This window comes from Lachnoclostridium sp. (assembly GCF_031997925.1).
GTDB lineage: Bacteria > Bacillota > Clostridia > Lachnospirales > Lachnospiraceae > Lachnoclostridium.
This window is the reverse complement of the sequence record NZ_DAMADT010000004.1, coordinates 99,985-124,181: the sequence shown is the minus strand read 5'-3', so window position 1 is coordinate 124,181 and position 24,197 is coordinate 99,985. Positions and strand designations below refer to the sequence as shown.

Genomic DNA, 24,197 nt, shown 5'->3' with positions numbered 1-24,197 from the left:
AAATGCAGAATCTGAATAGATTTTTCTTTTTCTGTCTTAATCTTTTCAATTTCATCCTCTGTGACGACGACATACTTGTCCTCATCATACTCGTAGCCCTTTACAATGTCCTCTGATTTAATCTCTTTACCACAGTGTGCACAGGTCTTCTTATATCGAATGCGGCTATTGTCTTCCTTATGAAGCTGATTGAAATGGATGTCATTGTCCGTTGTGGTCGTGTACATCCCAATCGGGATTGCTACCATGCCAAAAGTTATGACTGATTTACGTGATATCATAATGTAAGCACCTCCAAGGATATTGTTTCCAACTAAATTTTAAGTATTCAGATATATTTCATTAAATAATATACCCTATCTCAATTATGGTTATAATTATGGTTATAATTATCTTTAAAGTTAATAAAGATATAACTCTCCGTTGAACGGATAGTTTTCTCTGCACCTAGAAAGCTTTATTCAATCTACGCCCTCGAAAGCTAAAAAGACACTTAACAAAAGGCCTCAAACCACGTAGGTTCAAGTCCTTTTGTTAAGTGTCTGAATGGTGAAGGTGAATTCTCATATAGCCGTAATTTACATCTTATTTCTTCGTTTTACTACCCCTGAATAAGGATGATCACCTGTTCCCATTGAAATTTCAATTAACTCTCCCGATTCTATCATCGCTCGTATTCTTAAGAATAGCCAACGGTCACCTACACCTGGTATTTGGCTTAGTGTTTTACCAATAAGTTGTGCAACTTTTATCTCTCCATCCGATAGGTTAGATCGAAGTGAGAAATCATAAAAATCAACTGGCACGCCAATAACACATCCATTTACTATCGCACGTAAAGGAGCATTTTCACTCATCAGGTCACACCATATACCTGCATAGACTCTTCGCTGTAATTCACTTATCGGCTCCTCATATTCAGTTAATGCTCCAAACTCTTCCGCATGTACTTCTCCTGTACTGCGATAACATATTATGCGGTTATCTTTCTCAAGCAACTGCGGAACACATACAACAGAAAGAGGTGTCTGAGAATCCGACATCAAGTGGCACACAAAATATAGACTACACATTTCCGCAGGATCGCTGGTGCTTATCCACATCCGTATAGGTTCCAGCGATGTTTTCGCTTCCTGAAGCCGCATCAGGGTATGCTGATTTATTTTCCACATTTCATCAGATACTCCTGGAAAGTCTACAAACAGACTTTCAAACAGCTTTTTGCGTTTGTCCATATCGGTATCCATATCTGAAATATCACCAATATCCAACGCGAGTGTTAATGCCACGACATCCCTAGAACTACCTTCCATCGCCATGCCGGACCAGTTACAGGGTTTCATTGCTTCGTACTGTTCATTTTCAGTGCCGCCAATCACTGTTACTGAACCTCCCAAACACTCTCTTTGCTTCATTGATTTCGCCAGTTTTAGAGCACCGGCAGGGCTTTCGCCAAAGGCAAGTTCAATCATATGACATCTACCTTCTTTCTTGTGTGATAAAACTCAAAATTGCCGCACTCTCCACAGGTAAAGGGGAAACTTTCTTATTAGTAACATGATGTGTCGCCGCCTGCTCTCCAAATATCAATCGTCTGTTTGATAAAAGTTTCCAGTCCTGTATTTGAAATATCAATCGATTTTTTTATACGAATACAGCCTTTTCCGAAATTAAATTTCTCCAGTAATATATCTGAATTCTCCACTTTTTCTATTGTACCTACATATAAACTAACATAAGATTTTTGAGCATTCAAATAAAATATTTTTATTAACTCATTGCCATAGCATAACATTTTATAATGGATGCTTTCCACCAGCTCAGGAGCATATTCCAAAATGATACGTCTGATATCTAATAACTTCTCTTTTCTCCAATCATTCTCTAGTAATTTCAAATATTCCTCCGGGGTTTTTGCTTCATACTGCATTATTATTCTCCTGTCATGATATTTCCTTTATATTCTACATTCCCACATCAATCTTTCTTTACGTTTCTGTTTTTCAGTCCTTACTAATTTTTTTTCGACTATTAAATCCTTTCCTCAAATCACCAAAATTGAGAAGGGAGTCTTCCAACGTTCTTCTTTATTTTATCACCTTCTTTGACAACCATACACCTGATTGATATCGTAAATAAAAAATCAAAGCCCGTACCGCCCATTCAAATCCCATGCAGATCCAAACGCCCTGCACACTAAAGCCAAGTTGGATTGTAAATATAAAACCAAGACCTACACGGACAATCCACATTGTAATCAGAGAAACCATGGAACTAAACGTAGCATCCCCAGTTGAACGAAGTACACATCCTTATTGAACGCAGTAAAAAAATGAACGGAATAAACCAGAAGATACTGACAAAACATCTTTGGCAGGAAATGGATCACTAAATTTTTTTCATAAGCAATTCAAAGCAGACAGTGAATTTATCCTTTTCAGATTTTATATCATTCATATTAACACTTAATGTTGCTCCCATTTCTTCTGCTAACGATTTTGCAACTGTCAGACCTAAGCCAGTACCACCTTGATTTCTGGAGCTGTCCTGCATATAAAATCTATCAAACAAATGAGGTACATCATCTTCTGAAAGTATTCGTGTATCATTCATAAATGAAATAGATATATTCTGCTCACATTCTTTTATCGAGATACAAAGATATGTGTCAGCATACCTGCCAGCATTTTGTAACAAATTAAGAAATATTCGTTCTAACGCTGATTCTTCCCCCAATACCCATAGTGGGTGGTCTGGAATATCTATTTCTATCTCTAAATGAGCTTGTTCTAAAATTTGATAATTTCCCATGAGAGATTCCCTTAAAGTTCTGGAAACATCAACATTGTCTAAAGGCAATCCATAATCACCTGCGTTTATACGAGAAAAATCATAAAACTGTGTAACCAGATTCTTCATAATTTCAGCTTTATGTTCTATAATGTCTAATGTTTCTGACAGCTCTTTATTTACTGTAATCTGGCTGTTGTCATTTTTTTTAATGAGTTTTAAATAACCTAGAATTACAGTTAAAGGAGTGCGTAAGTCATGGCTAATGTTTTCAATTTGCCGTTGAAATTCCTTTTCTCTTTTTTCGTATTTTTGGCGTTCCCCTCGTATTTCTTCTAAGGTGTTATTAAAAGAAGACAATAATTTTCCTAAATGTCGGTTTGGTATTGGCAAATCAAGAATCTGGTTTTTGGTAAGGTCTTGTTGTATGTCGTTTAATTCATTTGTAATCTCCTTAAAAGCATAGAGGAGTGAAAAATAACGAAAAGTAAAATACCCACCTATGATAACAGTTACGACAATTAAAATGATACACAACATTTCTTCTTTCCTCCCAAACCAGACCTAGAAATTACAACTCTCTTTTTCTCAATAATACTACACCCGATAAAGAAAAAACAATAATTCCAATGATACCGGAAATTATACACTTTGCCATTCCCTCGGATGTTCCCCATGCGGTAATGCTCTGAGACATATTGACAATCATTCCACTTGTTCCAAAAAAATTCTCCGGCATCCACATAGCAATATTATAAATAACATCAAAGCGAAGCCCTAAATAAAAGAAAACTTTAGGGATAATAAACCAAATAATAAACCAAACAATAATTCCAGTAGAATCTTTCCCAAACGCTTCAATGCAAACAATTCCAGAAATTAAAGAGGCGACAGCTAATAAAAATACGGCTGGAATTTCTGTCAATAAATCTGTCAGATTTACGGGACCTTTATGTTCTAATAATATAATCGCACTTACGATATAAACCGCCAACACGATAATCAAAGAAACAATAGCTGAAATGGCTGCTACAATACATTCTCCAGCAAAAACTTTTGTTCTGGGAATACCAAAAGCAATCGTATTTTTCAAATTACCATTTTTTCTGTTTCCCTCATACAAAATGATTCCAACGACTGCACCCATGGTACAAAATATCATTGGATTAGCCACCAAATTTGAATAGGAAAATGATGTTGTATTATACGGGAAACTTGCCCCGTCCATTTTACCAAACCAGGCTAATACAGCGTTTAGTAAAAAAGATAAGCCAGCCAAAATTGCAGTAAAGCAATAAATACCCTTGCTATGTGTTACTCGATAGATTTCACTTTTCACATAATTCATCATTTTCCATCACCTCTTTTCTTTAATTCCATATAGTAATCTTCCAAAGAAGATTGTATTGTTTTCATACCAGTGATATAAACGCCATTCTCAGAAGCCAACCTACTATAGACCTCCGCTTGTTCCTGTGGTTTATAGATACGAACGTTGCTTTCTGGAAGAACCTTATAATTTTCTTTTGGAAATTGCTTCTCCAATAAAACGGAATACTTTTCAACGTCTGATACTTTAATTTCAATACAATCTGAACACTTCTCATGCAATGCATGGGATGTAATTTCTTCAATCAATCTACCTTTACTTAAAAAACCGTACACGGTAGCAATTTGTTGAAGTTCCGATAGTATATGGCTTGACAGTAATATTGTAATATTCTTTTCTTTATTTAATCGGTGGAGTAAATTACGAAATTCAATAATTCCGCTAGGGTCTAATCCATTGATAGGTTCGTCCAGTATTAAAAGCTGTGGCTCTCCAATCATAGCAATCGCAAGCCCTAATCTTTGTTTTTGCCCTAATGAAAGATTTTTACATTTACTTTTTCTCTTTTCTGCAATACCTGTCAACTTTAACATCTCTGCTACTTTTTTTGTATCGGGAATCCCTTTTTGAATACAGTAATACTTTAATGTCTGTTCTACCGTCATGTTTGGAAAGAATCCCGGCTGTTCAATCATACAGCCTATCTTTTTGCGAGAATTTTCTAATTCTTTTTCTTCGTATTTCCCAAAAAGGCGTAATTCTCCCTCTGTTGAAAAGCTGTGACCAGCTAATAATTTCAATAATGTGCTTTTTCCAGCCCCATTATCACCAACAAGTCCGTAAATGCTTCCTCTGCTCACGTGAATGTTTACATGGTCTAATGCAAGGAGAGAACCGTATGCTTTTGTAATTTGCTTTGTCTCTATGACATATTCATTCATCTGTCTACCCTCATTTTCTAAAAATGCGTTTGCCGATTATGGAATTTCCTCATCGATAAACGTATCGTACCACATAAACTTTTAATAAGTCATAAAGAACTTTTAAAGAAGTCGTAAAGTTTTTCATTGGAGCTTGAACCCAATCCCATATACTGTCTGAATATACTCTTCCTCAGGGTCATTCTCTTTTAATTTCTTTCTTATATTGCTGACATGGACATTGACCGTATTATTTTCTCCGTAATACCCACCATGCCATACCAACTCGTACAGACTTTCTCTGGAATATACTTTTTCTGGATTTTGCATTAGCAGGAAAAGAATATCATATTCATGTGCAGTAAATACAAGTTCTTTTTCATCAACCATTACTTTTCGTGATTGAGGGTATAACTTCAATTTTTTATAATTCAATATTTTTTCAGAGCCACTTTCTTTTCCATTACGTCTTAAACTTGCTTGCACTCTTGCAAGAACTTCCTCCGGCTCAAATGGTTTTGTGATATAATCGTCTGCCCCGTTCTTTAACAAAGATACTTTATCGCCCAAGGAATTTTTTGCAGAAAGTATCAGAACAGGAATATCGTAATGTTTATTCTCTCGAATATCTCGTAATAATTCTTCTCCCGACATACCCGGAAGCATGAGGTCAAGTAAAATAAGGTCTGGAACCTCTTTTTCTAACAGCAGTTTTGCTTCCGTACCTGAAAAAGCCTGTATGGTCTGATAATTAACTTCTTTTAATATCTTAACCAGCAAACCGTTTATATCCGCTTCATCTTCCACGACCAATATTTTATATTGCATTTTTCTCACTTCTTTCTGAATGTTATATGCTTAAATTTATATTCATTATAAATTTGGCAAAATAATAATGCAAGGTAAATGATATATAAGGTGCATTACAAAAGCATGTGATTTACAGCATTAGAAAAGACACCCCATATATTGAAGTGCCAATTCTAATGCAACAGTAGCTAAAGTAAAGTTATACCAACGCGATTACAGCCTTATTATTACCCTTGGTCAGGCTTACTGAATATTCTTTTCCATTAATATTTAGCTTATAGATACCATAGAATCCACGGAATCGAAGTACCCCATCAATCACTTCAACTTCTTCTTTTGTATGCCAGGTTTTATGTATCAACTCTTGTAGCTTTCTATATGCAGGTTTTGGAGAGAAATCCTTTCTCACCAGCCCTCCATCTACTTGATTCCACGTATAATTATCAAGTAAATCCCAATAAGAACACTCATACACATTAGAATGAGCAAACATTAACTTATACATTTTCTCCAAAAATATAGCCTGGGTTTCTTCTGTCATCATAGCATCGACCGCAGCATCCGTTTTAGCCAGGCCTAAGCCCATATCTACTGTAGGGTCGTCCGTCATGCACTCATCATAACTGCGGGAAGGATTTTTTGAACATGCTCCTATCTCTGTGAACTTGATTTTCTTACCATACAAAGATGTCAGATGATCAAAGTGATTCCATAACTTTTTATAGAATAACAAAGACTCCGCATTATAATATTCAAAGTAACCTCTTATACCCAGATAATCAACATCCGCTCCATAAAGGTGTGCATTTTTAATACCCTTTTCATAGAATTCAGGATGAATGGTATAGCCACCATTATCTACGAGCTGCGCGGAGGGCTCAACATCACGTACCCATTTATAAACAAGGCCTTCATTTACCTTAAGAGCACCAACCTCCTGTATCCCAGCATAAGCCTCATTCACAGGATGCCAAAAATCTATGTCATCTTTGTAGGCTTCCACTAACTTTTTGGTATGTCTCTCCAGAAACTTAAGTGCTTCCTCCGGTGTACAGTGATGAAGAAAATCAGGTGAAACATCATTTCTTGGATATAAGACAGCGTGTGCTGTTATTTTATGGTTCAGCTCTTTTGCACGCTTAATCATATTCTCCATTGGTCCATAGCCGTTAACTTCCTTTTTGTAAGTCCACTGACCCTCTAGCGGTTCCAGTACCCGCCAGCCAAACCATAAGGTTGTGGCATTAAACAATTCACCAATAAGCTTCCAATACAGCTCCGCCTCGTTACTTACCCCGCAAGCGAGCGCATTTGTCATACTGATATGTCCATTCGGGCATATGCCAAAGGTGAAATCATGATCTGTTTGTTCTACAGAAATCTTAGATACATTAGACAACTCACCTAATTGATCTAAAAACAATACTTCAAAATCTCCTTTTCGGTTTTGTTCAATTTGAGCATCAAGGAAATTGTCCAGTTCTGCCAACGATGCAATGTTTTCAATATGATTCATCAATCTTCTCCTTAATCACTATCCAAAGCTGCTGATATACTCTTTTATCGCTCCTAGGATACTTACTCTTCTCTTAAATTTTAATCAGATCCGTCCGGATCTGCACCTTCTACTGCTTATTTGTTAAACTCCCTAACCTTCTCTGCCTTTATATCTATGATCATTATTTCAATTCAAACATAATTCTTATATTAATTTTGTCAATTCAACAAATACAAAACCATGAGGTTTTATGGAATGCTCAAAGCTAAACGCTCCATCCGCTTCAATGTATTTTATACCACCTTGAGGTTTCATATTACTTTGTAAAATTTCCTTTTCCTCGAGATCAATATTTTCAGGAGCACCGTTCTTTACCCACCAATCAAAAACCGATCCAGTATCTCGATCAAATTTGTACGTGGTTACCTTATACTCTCCCGCAAGGTTCACTAATTTAATATTAAAATATAGTTCTTCCTTCTGCTGGAATATAGAATATCTGTCATAAAGAGTTAAAGCTGATCCATCTCCAGCCGAAAATGCCTCGTTGTAATGAACGTAATTCCATGCCAGGATCTGAATATTATCCTCGCTTCTTGTCACGATAAAATCTTCACCTAATTCAATCACTTCGCTTCCAAGCCGGGACAAGAAATAGTAACCGTGGTATGCCGGTTTTTCTAATCCTTGCTGAGTTAATAATCCGAATCCACCATGAAAAACACTTGATGCGGCACCATTTTCCTCAAATACATCGGTAAAGGTCCAAAATCCTAACGAATTCGTAAGCTCCATACAATAGAGATTATTTTGAATAATAAAGTTTGCCATAAATGCCGTATCATGAACCAAGTCTCGTGGACTAGGAGATGAATTCCATTCGGTAATATGAATCTCTGCATCCTTGAAGGCGGAATTTGCAACTGTACGTTTTAGCCAATCCAGGGAACGATATGTTCCCTGCTCATCCCGGTATGTATGGACCGGATTGTCAATAAGAGGCCATTCATTCGGATATGGATGTGTGGAAACAAAATCCACACAAACATGATTCTCTTCACAATAGTGAAGGAAATCTTCCACCCAAGGTGCATTATCACCGATAGCAGATGCAGAGCTCGCCGGTCCACCCACTTTTAATCCGTTATGTATTTGTTTTATCGTTTTTACCGTTTCTTTGTATAATAGAAAATATTGCTCCTGAGTGCCTGACCAAAACGGTGAAATATTCGGTTCATTCCAAACTTCAAAATACCATTTTAAAACTTCAGACTTACCATAACGATTCATACAATGACGAATAAAACTATCAATCATCCTACACCATTTCTTATAGTCTGCCGGTGGTGTTACATTGCCCTTCCACCAAAATACGTTTTGATTTCCGCTTTTCATTTTTTCCGGTGTAAAACCTAACTCTACAATCGGACGAAGTTGCTCTCCTAGCAAGAAATCAAATACCTCGTCAACATAATGCCAGTCATACCATGCATTTCCATTCATGTCCTCATTGTAAACCATCATTTCATCATTAAATAATCCGTGAAACCTTATGTACTCAAAGCCTATTTCCTTTTGAATTTTTTTCAATTGCTGCTGCCAATCCGCTCTTAAGACCTCATGCGCTCTTCCCGCACAGATTAGTTTTTTCCAAATCGGTTTGACCTTATTCCCATTTTTTGTTATATCAACAACTTTCTGCATCGAATCCCCTCCTTATCATCGCTCTATTGGGATATTTAGTTCTTCCATAGACTTGCCATTTTACTTTGTTGTAACGCTTTTCCAATTTTGCAGAACCGCTCTTATCAAATGCTACTTGCATATAACCAATCATGCAATATCTAATAGTTCATTCACAGATGGCATTTTCTTAACTCCCACACAACAATATCAACAACATTGTTATGTTAAATTGTAACTCTTCAAGTAGCTTTATACAAGAAGAATCGACCACAAAATGGTAATTACTCCATTAAAATTAAACGGTACTAAATGCCACTAAGATTGTAAATATATAACCAACTTTCTTATAAATTCCAGTAATCAATAAAAGGAAGTGCCATATATTTCCACTTCCTTTGTTAATCTATCATCAATTATAAAGTTTAAATATTAATTTACCCTGCTTCATGTCCTGGTATTTGATTGTTAATGTATTTGGTATCTTCTAATAAATCATAACCTGAAATAGTCATACAACCAATTACAGGATCTATTTGGTCATCATCAAATATAAAATAGATGTAGGAGAACTAAAAAAATATCTGATTAACCCAAGTGATGCAATAAAGATTGTAAATAGCTTTTCTGAATATCAAGTTGATTTAATGAGATTTCAGTGTCAATTTATTTTGGATGCTATAAGATCAGATGATGAAATAGTAACTTCCTACTTATTTACACCAGTTGGAAAGGACGTGGATACGTATATATCTATGGAATTAAAAAAAGTGAACGGTGAATGGCTGGTCGATTGGCTTGGTGCTGAACAATAATTTATACACTAATAAAAGGTATATGTTAGGGAAAAAAATTTTATCCAAGCATATACCTTTTAAATTATTTTCTTTTCTCTTTTTACTTATGCTCTTTCCTTTTTAATCTTCCATTGCATTTCAAAGGTGTCGGCTATATGTTTCTAGTACCTCAACCTATTGTCCGTTTATCTTCCATTCATTGAATTGAACTTGAATCTCATCTTGTACTTTATCTATTCCATTTTCTTTTAACTTTTGTTGTAATTTAGGTAATATAGCATCCGGATCTACACTACCGGTATAAAGTGGCGGAACAAATTCATTCATCACGGTTTTAATTTTCTCTATTTGAGAGCTCACAGCATCTGAATCAAAATCAAAACCAAACGTTGGTGCCGTCTCTGCCTTCTTATTTAATTCTCTGAATTTCTGCCATTTATCAAGAGGTTCTCCCTCAGGAACATAGGTATTAAATAGCCCACCTTGCACCCAATAAGGAACATCATAACGTTTCATATTGTCATAATTATATCTCATTTTAAATGTATAGACATGATCCAAACCTTCGACACTTCTTAATTCATCCTTACTAGCATTTACTTTATCATAATGTACACCTTCTATTCCATAATTAATCAAATTACGTAAATACTCATCAGTGTTCAATAGATTTAAAAATTCGATTGCTTTTTCCGGGTGCTTTGATGTTCTTGAAATAGCTGTCATGGCACCACGCGCCGAATAATTAGAGATTTTTGATTCCATGATCGTACTTGTCACGACTTCATAACCAAGGTTTCTTGACCATATTCGATCCGCATATGGCTGCCCATCACCCTTTGTTACAAAGCGCTTCACGGTTTTATCATCCGATATTGTGGCAGCATTCCAATTAATATACTTTTTTAAATAGTATTCTCGAAGTGTTCTTAAGGTTGATTTCATGCTTTCTGTTTCAAACAAATTACTAACAATTAAATTATTCGGATCACAGGAATACTCAATGCCCAATGGATATACGATTTCATCCATATAAATTGGAGGGCAGAAATCTTTGGTTAAATATAGCGGAATAACATCCGGTTCATTCTCTTTTATTACTTTTAACCATGGTTCTAAATCCTCTAACGTATGAAGCTGTTCATACGGAATTTGATATTTGTCAACATATTCTTTGGTAAATGTCCACATTGGCATATTTACAATCTCTTTTTCACTCGGTACTGCATAGATCTTTCCATGTACCTCTGCGGCTTCCCAAAACCTTAAATCAATATTCTTCAGCATATCCTTTCCATATGCAGGTAATAAATCATTAAGCGGCATAAAAGCTCCTTTTTGTGCATTTTGTGAAAAATCATTCGCCCATGAACTCGTAAACATTAAATCAAAAGGCTCCCCAGCATTGATAACCAACTGTGTCTTATGATTGTAATCCACCCATCCAATATATTTAATTTTTATTATGACCCCTATTTTATCCTTTATATAGTCATTGACTGTTCCTAGAACTAAATCACCATCCTCTTGAGGTGCACCTAGTTGATACCATATTAGTTCCACAACTTCATTTTGTTTAGAGATTTCATTCTTAGCATAGACTTCATCCTCACTCCTGCGACTACATCCTATCATGATTACAATTAGTGAAATAATACCTAGTGTTGAGATTATAACCCTTAAGCTATCTTTCATCGTATTCTACCTCTCTCCCGATAACTTTACTTTTTATGTCTTTTCAACTAGTATTACTATACAACTTATTGGAAGTACTAATATTGTTTTAACTCTCTTAATGAAGCTGGTGATGTACCGTAGCATTGTTTGAATTTTCTATAGAAGTAACTTACATCTGGATAGCCAACTTCCTTTGCGATATCATTAATTTTCAGATTGGTATTTAATATTAAATCTTTTGCTTTCGAATTCTTCATATTCGTTAAATATTGAGAAAAAGGCATCCCAACTTCCTTCTGAAATATTTGACCTAGATATGAAGTATTCATACAATACTTTTGAGCCAGTACTTTCAAATTAATATCTTCTTTATAACACTCTCCCAGATCGCTTAAGATTTGTCTAACTACAGGTGTATACTGTGAATCTCCTACATTGATACAGTCTATAATTTCCATAATTTCAATTAAAAAGATCGATTTGATATCAGAAAGATCGTCCGCTCTGAAAAGCTCTTCCATTACTTCTACCAAATTCTTAATGTTATTATCATAAGATAGTTTGAATTCGCGGACCACACGCTGAAGTGATAATGCCAGTTTAATTACTAAATGATATACTGCATCACTTGTTATCTTTTCTTTCTCAATATGATTTCTAAATAAATCATCAATATATTTACTAATTCCTGTTCTATCTTTTGCTAAGATTAACTTATCGATTAAGCTTTCATCCAGACTGATATCTGTAGATTTTCTTCCGCTACAATATCTCTTATCAATACTATTGCCGTAACCAGCTATGATAAGATACTTTTGTAGTTTTTTCGTTTCTTGAAATGCCCCGCTAATACCATCTAAATCATGAAATATAGAACTGATTGTAATAAAGGTTGTAATCTCATAAAATGCCTCTATGTGATACTGCACTTCTTCCATTCTGGTTCTTGCATAATTATAATCCATCTGACTATTTTGAAAGATAATTAGAAATTCATCCTTGTCGTAAATTAAGGTCTGCAAATCTAATTCGATGAATTTTCTCCTGATAAATCTAGTAATTCCCTCTAATTCCTTTTCGTTTCTATCTCTTGGCTTCAATTTTACATTAGCCACAATAGCAAAAGGTTTGTCTATTCGGAGCCCTGTTTCTTTGAAAAAGATATCTTTATCCTCTTTCATCTGCCCTGATAGAAACTTTAGTAGCTTATGTCTTGTAGCAATTGTATATTTGCTTTCATTATCGATCGTAATCAATTTTTGTACTGTTTGATTTAGCACATCTTGCAGCTTTTCTTCGTTAATTGGTTTCAATATGTAATTTTCTACGCTAAGAGGAATTGCTTTCTGTGCATATGTAAAATCGTCATAACCACTTATTATAATAAATCTAGTTCGTCTATTTTCAGCTCGTACTTGAGAAAGAAATTCTAAACCACTCATCACCGGCATGTTAATATCTGTAATAATAATGTCAACAGCTTCTTTTTCCAACATAGAAAGAGCTTCTTGTCCATTATGCGCTAACCATACCACCTCAAGCCCAAGTTCATCCCAATCAATAATTTTATTAATACCTGCAAGAATAATATCTTCATCTTCTGCAATTAATACTTTATACATTAGATTCCCCCCTAAATGGAATTTTTATTGTTACAATCAATCCATTTGGATTATTCTGTCTAATTCCTAGACCATAATCATTACCGTAAGTAGCTACCATGCGACGATGGACATTTAATAAGCCAATTGACCCCCGGCTATTCCCCTCTTGCTTCATTTCATTTAACTTTTCAATTATTTGACTCTCTGGCATCCCCTTGCCATTATCTTTAATTTCAATGATTAAATCATCCTCAGCCTCATATATATTGATACTTAATATATTATTTTCATCTTCTAGTCTAATGCCATGAACAAAATAATTTTCTATAATAGGCTGAATAATGAATTTTATGATTGGAACTTGTATATAAATTTCAGGAAAATTTAATACAAATTTAAATTTATTCTTGTATCTGAATTCAAAAAGTTCTACATACTTTTTGCAGTAATAAACTTCCTTTGCTAATGTGATTATGTTATCCTCTTTTATCTGACTCCGAAATACCACTGCCAAACCATACAGCATCTTTCCTACTTCTTTATCATCATTACAGATTGCTTGCATTCGAATAGCTTCTAGAGTGTTATATAAGAAGTGAGGATTAATTTGGCTTTGCAAGGCCTGCATTTCCGCAGTTTTTTGTTCTATTTGTGCGATGTAACTTTTCTGTATATAAGAATCAAGATTACAGCACATTTCATTAAAATATTCAGAGATAATATCAAGCTCATCTTCATGTCCAACTTCTAACTGAATATTTAGATCACCTTCCATGGCTTTTTCCATAGCAGCTAATATTTTATTCAACCTTGTGGTAAGCTTTCTAAGACGCCAATTAACGATATTGCTACCAATAAACAGCAATAAAAGCCCAACTAAGACGAACATGATGTAATCAGCAATTGGTATGATGCCGAATTCTTTGTTATCAATATATGTAATATAGTTAATATCCTTTTTATGCTGCCGATAGTATTTAACACCATAAGAAGCCTCAAAATTGCCATTTTCTACAATTGATGCAACATCTTGAAATCTTTTTTGTTCTGTAGCATATAAAATCTCACCAGAGTCCAAATACACTAACATTTTTACTTTGTTGTAACGCTTTTCAAATTTTGCAGAACCGCTCTTATCAAATGCTACTTGAATATAACCAATCGTCTTAAAGGTACTGGGATCTTGAATAATCTTTTGAAAAATGATACTGTCATCAATAACTAACGTTTTTTCGTTAAGCATATCTCGTTGCAATTCATACACAGCATTTCTTAAGCTACCATCTACCTCATACTTATGCATGACACTATTCTTGATACTGATTAATGCTATGTTTTTTATATTAGCATATCTTGATATGGCCTCACTCATAAATGAATTGACCCCCATAAAGTCAACTCCTTTATTATCCGTATAATACCCTAATTTTTTATTGTAATATTCTTCTAAGGATAAATCTAATAACCATAGAACATCTTGTAGTTGCTGTCTGTTTAGATATAGACTATGGTGTATATCCTCTGCAATGGAAGCTGTTTCTTCTAGGTATTCATACACATCCTGGTTCATACTTTTCATATTTTCTAAGTCATTGAACCGTGCTTCTTTATGAAAATTAGCAATGATATAACATTCCATAGCTACAATGATACCTATCAGTACTAACATGTAAGTTATAATGAGTCTCGTATATATATTTCTTGTGTTTCGATTCAAATTTTTCACGTTCGTACATTAACCTCCCTTCCATATCATTCTACATTTTATGGATAGATTCAGCAACAAGATTTATAAGAAATTCACTTATGCCAAAGACAAGGAAAAGCACTCTTTACTACTTTCCCTTGCTGTAAACAAAATGGACCAGTTTACTGCTCCACTTGTCATGAATATACGCAAAAAGAGAGTAATACTCTCTTTTTGCGTAACTATACTAATTCATATCAATGCGGATATTCCCACTTGCCTACAGGCAAGTTTATTGGGAATTCCTGAATGGGGCTAAAATACTCCCTTAACTAAAATCGTCTTTATTTCATACGGTTTCACTTCTAAAACGATATCCGAATCGAAATGATTATCTTCCATCGGTCTTTCTCGTAAATCAGCCTCAACCCATTCTGTTACTTTAAAACCAGTCTGTAACTTAACTATATTCTTTGAGCCACTATAATCATGGAAGCGTACGACTAAGTACTCTTTATCCTCTGACTGTTTCATTGCATCAATCGCAATGTACTCATTATCGATGGAGACAAAGCTATAATTATCAGGAAGAACACATTCGCCAGCAATCGCTTCTAGTTTTTGATTGAGTGCAAATGCTTCCTTCTCCGTTTCTCCTTTCACAAAATCACCTTTATGAGGCAATAAAGAGTAGGTGAAAGAATGCTCGCCTTGGTCTTGTAAATAATCCGGATGCATCGCTGTCTTAATCAAAGTTAATCGAAGCAAATGATCCTTTACATCATGACCATACTTACAATTATTCAGTAAACTTACACCATAATTGTATTCGGACAAATCAACCCATTTATGAGCTACGGTCTCAAACTTTGCTTGATCCCAACTGGTATTCCAATGATTTGGTCGTTTTACATTACCATATTGGATATCATAGGTTGCATAGGTAGATCTTATATCAACTGGGAAGGCTACCTTTAGTAATTGACGTTTTTCATGATAATCCACGTAGGTTTCAAAATCGATTCTTCTGCTATACGCATACACAATCATATCTTGCTTGATCACAGAACTCATATACTTCCATTGGAAGGAAAATACAGCTCTAAGTGTTCCTATTTCCTTTACCTCAAAGTGTTCCAGGTCGCTTACTTCTCTCATCTTTTCCCGATAGAAAATATCTATATCCCAGGCATCATTATCCATAGGTTTATCTTCAAAAACTTGAAGAACATTTGCTTTTTCTCCTGGAGCAATTACCTGTCGTTTATTTTCTTTGTCATAGATTGCTATAATCTGACCCTCTTCGTTTAACTGAATCGAGTAGAAAGGTGTCTCAATACAATGATTAGAATACTCAAAAGGAAGTATTTCATTTTCTCTAGCAGCCTCTATAAACCTTACTTTCGCAAATCCCATCGGTGCTACATTTTGCAGATAAACAATCCAGCTATGAGGACCCAATTGAGCTTTTAAGTTTTCACCCTTTTCGTTAACAAAATAGCCCTTCCTGCCATCGTATGGTATTTCAACACAATCGTTTCTTAACCAGCTTGAGTTATTTCGTATTGTATAAGTATCCTTTGATTCACAAACAAGAAGTTGTAATGCTTCTTCTTTCACTTGATTCGCAATCGATTCTGCTTGCTTATAATCAATAACACAATCATCATATACTTCTTTAATCGAAGATCCAGGAATAATATCATGGAATTGGTTGGTTAATAGAATTTTCCAACCATTTGTTAAGTCTTCCTGTTTTGCTGTGTGTACATCACCTGATAACATAGCTGTCATTACGGACAGCCACTCCGTCTCACGATATAAGAATTCCATTTTCCGATTCATTTTCTTATTATAAGCATGACTAGTGAAGGTACCACGATGATATTCCATATATAGCTCCCCATCCCAAGTATGAACATATTGGTCTGAGCTTTTGACTGTTTTCTTTAATGTATTAAAATAGTCTTTTGCAGTACTAGTTTCTAGGTTTGGTAATCCAGGTATCTTATCAATTCTTCTTCTTTGTTCCAGCATATCACGATTTACACCGCCACCGCCATCTCCATATCCATAGGCGATTAAAATATCCTTATTGAGATCCTTATCCTTATAAGCATCCCAAGAACCTTTTACTGTTTTTGGTGTTAGCTTACCGTTATAGGTATAAAACCAGGACCCTGGTTCACTCCATGGGTCAGGTGTAGTAATAAAATGTGTCAGAACTTCACTTCCATCAATTCCGCGCCAATAAAACGTATCATGAGGCATACGATTATATTGATTCCAGCTTATTTTCGTTGTCATGAACATATCAATACCGGACTTTTTAAGAATTTGAGGTAGTGCCCAGGAATATCCGAATACATCTGGTAACCATAGATATTCCACATCCTTACCGAATTCCTCTTTAATAAATTTACTACCAAGAAGAATTTGTCTTGTTAAGGATTCTCCGCTTGTTAAGTTACAATCCGCCTCCACCCACATGGCGCCATCAACTTCCCATTGACCTTCTGCAATTCGTTTCTTAATTCCATCGTATATTTCAGGATAGTCATTTTTGATATATTCGTATAGTTGCGGCTGCGTTTGCAGGAATATGTAATCCGGATACTCTTCCATCAATCTTAAAACAGTAGAAAAGGAACGAGCACATTTTTCTCTTGTATGCTTTAGTCTCCATAACCATGCCACATCAATATGGGTATGTCCTATGCATTTGACATTGACAAGAGAGTTCTTATCCATACCATCGATCTTCTCATTAAGATAATCATCTGCTTCGTGAACCGATTGGTAAAACGCTTCACTATTTGGATAAGACCAGTCAATTAATTTAAAGGCATTATCTAAATGAATTTTTAATTCGCTGCGAATGGCATTATTCTCATCAAGATTTTTTAAAGTATCCAGTATCATCAATGATAAATAATATAAATCGTCTGTTTTCTCATCTAAATATGCCAAGTCAGCACGATTTAATTTGTGCTCCTGTGCATGCTGAACTCCTCCGCCTTCAAGTCCTGACCACAAACGAAAGGTGAAGCAGACTTTCTTACCAACCAATTCTTCCTTCAAAAATACTTCTTTATGATTTACATCAACTCCCTGATAGGGTTGCTCATTTAGGTATAATAGGGATTCAAAACCAGAATTGTTACCAGCTCCGGTATTTCCGAAATCAAATATACCTACCACTCTTTTTTTGTCCCAATCAGTAGGTACAATAACCTCCTTATGTAACCAAAGATAACAATCGCGGCCGGACCAGGTTTCACCGACCTTCATTGTCTTAAAATCGCCAAAGGTTGTTGGTACCTCTGGTCTTACTAATTTCTCGACATCCTCTTTTACATATAACTCATCAAATGATATCACATCTCTATATCGATAATTGCTTAATTCATCAATTCTTCTTTCCAATTTCCGCTCTGTATAAAACATGTGTCCTCCTATGAAATGTTTCATCCAAACATTTTTATACTTAATAAAATAGTAATTTTCTTTTCCTAGTCTTTCAACTTAATAAATTCTAGATTTTATGAAATAATTCTAGATTTTCAAAATCCTGCTTTTATACCACAATAATCCAGAACTAATTCAGCAAAAAGTGAGTTCGCCCATGCAAACCATTCTCTGGTGTATATTGCGGCATCATCCGCATAAATTCCTTCATGCATCAACAAATCTTCACCTAATGTATTCATGATTCGGTTTATACACTGAAGCTTATCTTCTGCTTTCTCGCTCGTTAAACCTTCCATTGCAACCGCTATATGCCAGACATAGTTTGATAGAGTATGAGCACTTCCTATTCCTGATAACATCTTACCTTCAAAGTAATAAGGGTTTGCATGACTTAATATAAATCGCCTTGTATTATTAGCAACCTCTTCTTCCTTTCCCACATATCCGATATAAGGAATCGATAGTAAACTTGGTACATTTGCATCATCTATTAAATTATACTGTCCATAACCATCTGTTTCATATGCATAGATGCGGCCAAATTCTTCTGTATTCACTATACCGTAATGTTCAATTCCGTCCCCGATTTCTTTTCTTAACAAGAGCGCTTCTTTTGCTATGCTGTCATCTTCTAGAACCTCTGTTGCAATCTCTTCCACATAGTTTAGTACAACAGTAGCGAACATGTTTGATGGAATTAAATAGCCATAGGTACAAGCATCATCACTTGGCCGAAAGCCTGACCAAGTCAATCCGATCTTAGACTTTACTAACGCCCCTTTTCCTTCTCTCGATAACGTATCCTTAAAAAAGGTGTTTTTTCGAATAAAATGGTACTGAGAGTTCTCCTCGTGATTTTGTTCCAGCTTCCATGTATGCATAATCACTTTAATGGCATTCTTAAAATTTTTATCGAAGTGACTGGTATCACCTGTCGTTTTCCAATATAACCACGCTAACTGTATTGGAAAGCATAAAGAATCAATCTCATATTTTCGTTCCCATACCCAAGGTCCCATGCCGCATTCATCCTGTTCCCAGCAATGTCCATTGGCACTTTCGTTAAAGGCATTTGCATAAGGATCTAACCGTATGTATTTAAATTGCCTATGAATTAGCCCTTTTATCATCTGAGCTATCGCTAAATCTTTCTTTGCTAATACTAGATACGGGCGGATTTGACAAGTAGAATCTCTAAGCCACATAGCAGGAATATCACCTGTAATTACATAGGAAGAACCATCGTCTAACCTTTTTACTGTCGTGGTGATTGTATTGAGAAAACATTTTTCAAATGCCATATATACTTTTTCCATACCCGTTAATTTCTGTTTTACCGTCTCAAATAATTCTTCTATCGCTTTTGAAGTTTCCATTTTTCCCTGCTCCCTATGAACTATTCTTGTTTAAACATTAAAGCTTGGAATTCTTTTTCATAAAATCAATTAGCTCATCTCTCATAGTAAAGCATACGCCTGTAACAGTATCTGCACAGCCATAGTAAATTGCAATTCTGCCACTTTCTTCTTCATGTAAAGCTGCACAAGGGAACACAACATTTGGTACATCACCAACGCATTCATATAATGTTTGTGGTGATAATAAATATGGTTCTGTTCTATACTTTACTTTCCAAGGCTCATTAAGGTCTAACATTGCTGCTCCAAAGCTATACACATACCCGTTACAGGAGGTCAGTACACCATGATAAAACAGTAGCCAACCCTCTTTTGTTTCAATCGGTACAGGTCCGGCTCCAATTTTTGTGGATTGCCACCAACCTCTAGGTGCCATTACGTGACGATGTCTTCCCCAATGGATCAGATCCGGCGACTCACTATAAAAGATATCACCAAAAGCAGTATGTCCCGTATCACTCGGTCTACTTAAGATTGCATATTTCCCATTAATTTTTCTTGGAAATAGAACACCATTCCTGTTATAAGGTAAAAATACATTTTCCATTTGGTGAAAGGTCTCAAAATCAAAGGTATATGCAATTCCAATGGTAGGACCATGATATCCATTACACCAGGTAACATAATATCTATCTTCAATGAAGCATACTCTTGGATCATATCCATATTCAAATGGTTCGCTATCCTCCACTTCAGATTGAAACTCGATTGGTTCAGGGCTTATATTCCACTTCACTCCATCAGCACTAAATCCGGCATGAAGAAACATCTCTCTTCTTTTATCATCGCACCGGAATACCCCTGCATAACCATCTTTATAAGGTACCACCGCACTATTAAAAATACTATTGCTTCTTTTGATTTCATTTCTATGTATGATCGGATTTTTTGAATATCTCCAAACAACATCCTCACAATCAACGGGTCTTGGCTCCCATGGTATATGTTTCATCTTCAATCTCCTTTACAGTCTCACTTATGCATTCAGTCAATGCTTTTTATTCTCAATGCTTTTTATTCTCACTGCTTCTACCTCAAATCTTTTACTAAATTTCAAATATCATATCGTTTCGCAATTATCAATGGTTCTATCCATAATTGCAGGAAAAGTATCCTTGTACAAAATATCTCATACAAGGATACTTATGTTTCATATTAAGAATTATCTCTCTTCTTGATATTTGTTAGCATATTTTTATTTTCCTGCTCTCCAAGCATCAATTTGTGCCTGATATTCTGTACGAATATCTTCTAAGCCTGCTGATTTTAGTTCTTCATACATTTGCGGTACTGCAACTTTTGGATCTACTGTACCTGTATATAACTCATATTTGTATCTTGATAAAATCAAGTCACACGCAGCCATTTGATTATCCACCTTGGAACGATCAAAAGAGAAGCCTAACAATACAGATGCTGTTGCTTTATCATTCCATTCCTGAACCTTTGTCCATTGATCTGGAGGATTTGGTGCAACTGTTTTTAATGTAAAGTATGTTGCTTGTGAATAAGTTGCAGGATTATAACCATTATCAACGCGAGTGATAGTTCCATCTCCATGATCGGTATAGTCTTCTCCTTCGATACCATATGCCAGCATATTTCTCATCTTAGGATCTGTGTTACATAATTCAAGATATTTTAAAGCTTCTGCTTTGTATGAAGAACTAGATGAAATAGCATTTACTGATCCTAAAATACTATCCGTTGAGAATAATGGACCATAAAAAGGATTACTTATCGTTGGTTTGCCACGACCTATTGACCACGATACATCTGCTCCAGGGAAGCCTTGACCTGAACTTACAATACACCAAGAAGGACCATTCTCTAAAGTTGCAGCATCAGGATTTACAATGCCTTCTTTATTCCATTTATGCATATAGTTTAAGATTTCCATGATATCTTCTTGCTCGAATACGTTTACTACTTTTGCGTTCTGGTCATCAAAACGTACACCGAGTGCCGGCATCGGACGTTCATAGTTCATCAAAAATCCATTGATACCATCCCTGGCAACCGTAAATGCATAATTTGTACCTTCAATCTTACCTGCATTAATTTCTTGCTGAAGATTTTGTAATACAGGATCTAAGTCTACAACTGTTTTGATGTTTTGGTAATCAATCTGGTACTTATCAACGATCTCTTTATCCCATACCCAGTATTGTGTCTGAGAAGAATCCTTGTAAGTAGGTACTCCATAGACTTTCCCGGTAATCTGAGCACCAGTCCAAACTTTTTCCGGAATGAATGATTTAAGGTCAGGAGTCTCACTTAGAAGCTCTGAGATATCAGCAAAGGCACCTAAGGAAACGCCCATACTATATTCACTACCACCAACAAACATAATATCGAATTTTTCACCGGAGTTTAACATGGCTTTCACTTTATCTCCCCAGATACCCCAATCCAGGTATGTAAAGTCTATTCCAACACCAATTTTTTCAATGGAGTATTCATTTAATGCTTTTAATACATTGTCATAATTCTTTGGTTCACCGCCAATTTGAATCCAACGTAACATTACCGGTTCTTTTTTAGCAGGAGTAGTTGTTGCCTGTTTGTCTTTACCAGAATCAGTTACTTTCGTTTCTTTTGTAGTTTCCGTGTTCTCTGGTTTTTTCCCGCATCCTGCTAAGCTTGTGAGCAATAGTAGCAAAACTAGCATCATACTGAAAGGTCTTAAAATTTTCTTCATTTTCTCTCTCCTTCTCTTTTTTATATTAAACAACACTTTTGTTGTCCAATAACACAATTATTCTTTTACAGATCCTACCGTTAAACCTGTTACAAAGTACTTTTGGAAGAATGGATATGCACACGCAATTGGTATAACAATGACCACTGCCATAGCCATTCGCATAGGCTCTTTTGGCATCTTCATTGCATATTCTGCAGCAGATACACTTAACGAATCTGCATTATTTGCAAGAAATTCAATGTTACGTTCTACGCTCATTAATACAGCTTGCAGGGAATACAGCTTTTTATTATCTATGTACATAAGGGATAACCACCAATCATTCCAATAGCCAAAGGTTAATAATAAACCAATGGTTGCAAGTAGTGGTTTCGAAATCGGCAGTACCATCTGAAAATATATTCTAAATTGTGAAGCTCCATCGATCTCAGCAGATTCTAGGATGGACTGCGGAATCGTCGTCTTAAAAAATGTTTTACAGATTACAACATGAAAGGACGATACCGCCATAGGCAGAATAAGAACCCAAATAGAATCCTTTAATCCCAGTACTGACGTATAAATATTATAAGTGGAAACTAAACCGCCTCCGAATACCATTGGGATAAATACCACCCAGGTAAAAAATCCTTTTAACTTAAAATTACTTCTTGATAAGGAATAAGCCATTGACGTTGTGAGTAAAAGTCCGATGATAACTCCTGCTATGGTTACAAAAATAGAAACCCCAAATGCTCTGCTAATCATATCAAAATTATTCCATAAATATTCATAGGCCTCCAAGGACCATTCGACTGGAATGAAAGAGTACCCCACCTGGGCTATACTTTTTGAACTTGAAAAAGACAGGATTACGATAAAAATAGTCGGAACAACACATAGAACAGCTAATAGGAAGAAAATCGCGCTGAATATAACGTTTGTAGCAGGTTTGATACAATTATATTTGATAGGAGTTTCTTCAAAATCTTTTTCTTTTTTTCTCATCCGTCTACCTCCTATATAATTGCACTATCATTATCTATTTTCTTAACGATCTTATTGGTTGTCAGAATCAATAAGCATCCGATCACTGATTGCAGGAACGCTGCTGCGGCTCCCATGTTCGGATTAGGTTGTTCCTTAATCATCTTAAAAATAAATACATCAATTGTCTCGGTAACTGTATATAAGGAATTCGAAGCCTTTGTCACTTGATAAAATAGACCAAAATCAGATCCAACAATCCCGCCGGTTGCTAGAATAAACATCATGATAATCACGTATTTCATCATTGGTAGGGTGATGTATTTTGCCTGTTGTAATTTTGTCGCACCGTCGATCATTGCCGCTTCATATAGTGATCCATCAATACTTGCGATGTTTGCTAAATAAACTACCATTCCATATCCCATACCCTTCCAAGTATTTAAAAAGATCAAAATACCTGGCCAATACTTTGGCTCACGATACCAACTAATCGGGGCACGACCGAAATTCTTTAATATCTCATTCACTAACCCTTTGTCTGGACTTAAGAAAGCAAATACAAAATAAGTAACAACTACCCAAGACATAAAAAAAGGAAGGAACATTAAAGTCTGACATGTTTTTGCAAATCTTTTGCTATGTAATTGGCTCATGATAAGGGAAAGTGTTACAGGAACTACAATTCCAAGTACGATAAACACTAGGTTATATAATAACGTCAGCTTTATAACCAATCCTCCTGAACCACTGGAAAATAAGAATTTAAAATTCTTAAATCCTACCGTCTCGCTGGCTAGTAAGTTATAAAAGAAATTCTTCGATGAATCAATGATTCTAAA

At 35.5% G+C, this 24,197-nt stretch carries 19 protein-coding genes; 1 reads left to right on the top strand and 18 read right to left on the bottom strand.

Features of this window, described 5'->3' with window-relative positions:
• From RTP52_RS04690 to RTP52_RS04650, 9 genes are all read right to left on the bottom strand, one after another.
• On the bottom strand, positions 1 to 281 hold a 281-nt coding region (locus RTP52_RS04690), incomplete at its 3' end, for a Ku protein (RefSeq protein WP_312369519.1).
• 297 nt (positions 282 to 578) lie between these two features.
• Positions 579 to 1,379 (bottom strand): DUF3658 domain-containing protein, encoded by an 801-nt coding sequence (locus tag RTP52_RS04685; RefSeq protein WP_312369518.1) that lies wholly within the window; start codon positions 1,377 to 1,379, stop codon positions 579 to 581.
• A 170-nt stretch (positions 1,380 to 1,549) separates the two neighbouring features.
• On the bottom strand, positions 1,550 to 1,930 hold the full coding sequence (locus RTP52_RS04680) for an iron chaperone (protein ID WP_312369517.1): 381 nt from the start codon (positions 1,928 to 1,930) through the stop codon (positions 1,550 to 1,552).
• Between the two features lie 458 nt (positions 1,931 to 2,388).
• Positions 2,389 to 3,330 carry a sensor histidine kinase gene (locus RTP52_RS04675; protein WP_312369516.1) on the bottom strand — a complete coding sequence of 314 codons (942 nt, stop codon included), beginning with the start codon at positions 3,328 to 3,330 and terminating at the stop codon, positions 2,389 to 2,391.
• Positions 3,331 to 3,361: 31 nt separating this feature from the next.
• A complete protein-coding gene (locus RTP52_RS04670) occupies positions 3,362 to 4,141 on the bottom strand; it encodes an ABC transporter permease (RefSeq protein ID WP_312369515.1) in 780 nt (259 codons plus the stop codon).
• Positions 4,138 to 5,061: an ABC transporter ATP-binding protein gene (locus tag RTP52_RS04665; protein ID WP_312369513.1), complete on the bottom strand. Its 924-nt coding sequence runs from the start codon at positions 5,059 to 5,061 to the stop codon at positions 4,138 to 4,140. Before RTP52_RS04665 ends, RTP52_RS04670 begins: the two co-directional genes overlap by 4 nt.
• A gap of 123 nt (positions 5,062 to 5,184) precedes the next feature.
• Complete coding sequence (locus RTP52_RS04660; protein ID WP_312369511.1) at positions 5,185 to 5,868, bottom strand: response regulator transcription factor; 684 nt, start codon at positions 5,866 to 5,868, stop codon at positions 5,185 to 5,187.
• 181 nt (positions 5,869 to 6,049) lie between these two features.
• Positions 6,050 to 7,366, bottom strand: coding sequence for an endo-1,4-beta-xylanase (locus RTP52_RS04655; protein WP_312369509.1), 1,317 nt, complete (start codon positions 7,364 to 7,366; stop codon positions 6,050 to 6,052).
• A gap of 186 nt (positions 7,367 to 7,552) precedes the next feature.
• Positions 7,553 to 9,052 carry a GH39 family glycosyl hydrolase gene (locus tag RTP52_RS04650; RefSeq protein WP_312104078.1) on the bottom strand — a complete coding sequence of 500 codons (1,500 nt, stop codon included), beginning with the start codon at positions 9,050 to 9,052 and terminating at the stop codon, positions 7,553 to 7,555.
• Between the two features lie 515 nt (positions 9,053 to 9,567).
• Between RTP52_RS04650 and RTP52_RS04645 the strand changes: the two genes are divergently transcribed.
• Positions 9,568 to 9,846, top strand: coding sequence for a hypothetical protein (locus RTP52_RS04645; protein ID WP_312369507.1), 279 nt, complete (start codon positions 9,568 to 9,570; stop codon positions 9,844 to 9,846).
• Between the two features lie 156 nt (positions 9,847 to 10,002).
• On the opposite strand, the gene RTP52_RS04640 is transcribed toward RTP52_RS04645, so the two are convergent.
• The 9 genes from RTP52_RS04640 to RTP52_RS04600 all read right to left on the bottom strand — a co-directional run.
• Positions 10,003 to 11,523, bottom strand: coding sequence for an ABC transporter substrate-binding protein (locus RTP52_RS04640; protein ID WP_312369506.1), 1,521 nt, complete (start codon positions 11,521 to 11,523; stop codon positions 10,003 to 10,005).
• Between the two features lie 77 nt (positions 11,524 to 11,600).
• On the bottom strand, positions 11,601 to 13,127 hold the full coding sequence (locus RTP52_RS04635; protein WP_312369504.1) for a response regulator: 1,527 nt from the start codon (positions 13,125 to 13,127) through the stop codon (positions 11,601 to 11,603).
• On the bottom strand, positions 13,120 to 14,835 hold the full coding sequence (locus tag RTP52_RS04630) for a sensor histidine kinase (protein ID WP_312369502.1): 1,716 nt from the start codon (positions 14,833 to 14,835) through the stop codon (positions 13,120 to 13,122). Before RTP52_RS04630 ends, RTP52_RS04635 begins: the two co-directional genes overlap by 8 nt.
• Positions 14,836 to 15,111: 276 nt before the next feature.
• Positions 15,112 to 18,243 carry an alpha-mannosidase gene (locus RTP52_RS04625; protein ID WP_312369501.1) on the bottom strand — a complete coding sequence of 1,044 codons (3,132 nt, stop codon included), beginning with the start codon at positions 18,241 to 18,243 and terminating at the stop codon, positions 15,112 to 15,114.
• A gap of 116 nt (positions 18,244 to 18,359) precedes the next feature.
• The gene (locus RTP52_RS04620) at positions 18,360 to 19,643 is read right to left on the bottom strand and encodes a glycoside hydrolase family 125 protein (protein WP_312369500.1); all 1,284 of its coding nucleotides are present in this window, start codon (positions 19,641 to 19,643) and stop codon (positions 18,360 to 18,362) included.
• 37 nt (positions 19,644 to 19,680) lie between these two features.
• A complete protein-coding gene (locus tag RTP52_RS04615; RefSeq protein ID WP_312369498.1) occupies positions 19,681 to 20,637 on the bottom strand; it encodes a glycoside hydrolase family 130 protein in 957 nt (318 codons plus the stop codon).
• 243 nt (positions 20,638 to 20,880) lie between these two features.
• Positions 20,881 to 22,386: an ABC transporter substrate-binding protein gene (locus tag RTP52_RS04610; RefSeq protein WP_312369496.1), complete on the bottom strand. Its 1,506-nt coding sequence runs from the start codon at positions 22,384 to 22,386 to the stop codon at positions 20,881 to 20,883.
• Between the two features lie 57 nt (positions 22,387 to 22,443).
• The gene (locus RTP52_RS04605) at positions 22,444 to 23,376 is read right to left on the bottom strand and encodes a carbohydrate ABC transporter permease (protein ID WP_312369494.1); all 933 of its coding nucleotides are present in this window, start codon (positions 23,374 to 23,376) and stop codon (positions 22,444 to 22,446) included.
• Between the two features lie 11 nt (positions 23,377 to 23,387).
• Positions 23,388 to 24,197 (bottom strand): ABC transporter permease subunit (locus tag RTP52_RS04600; RefSeq protein WP_312369493.1); only part of this gene is annotated, 810 nt, incomplete at its 5' end.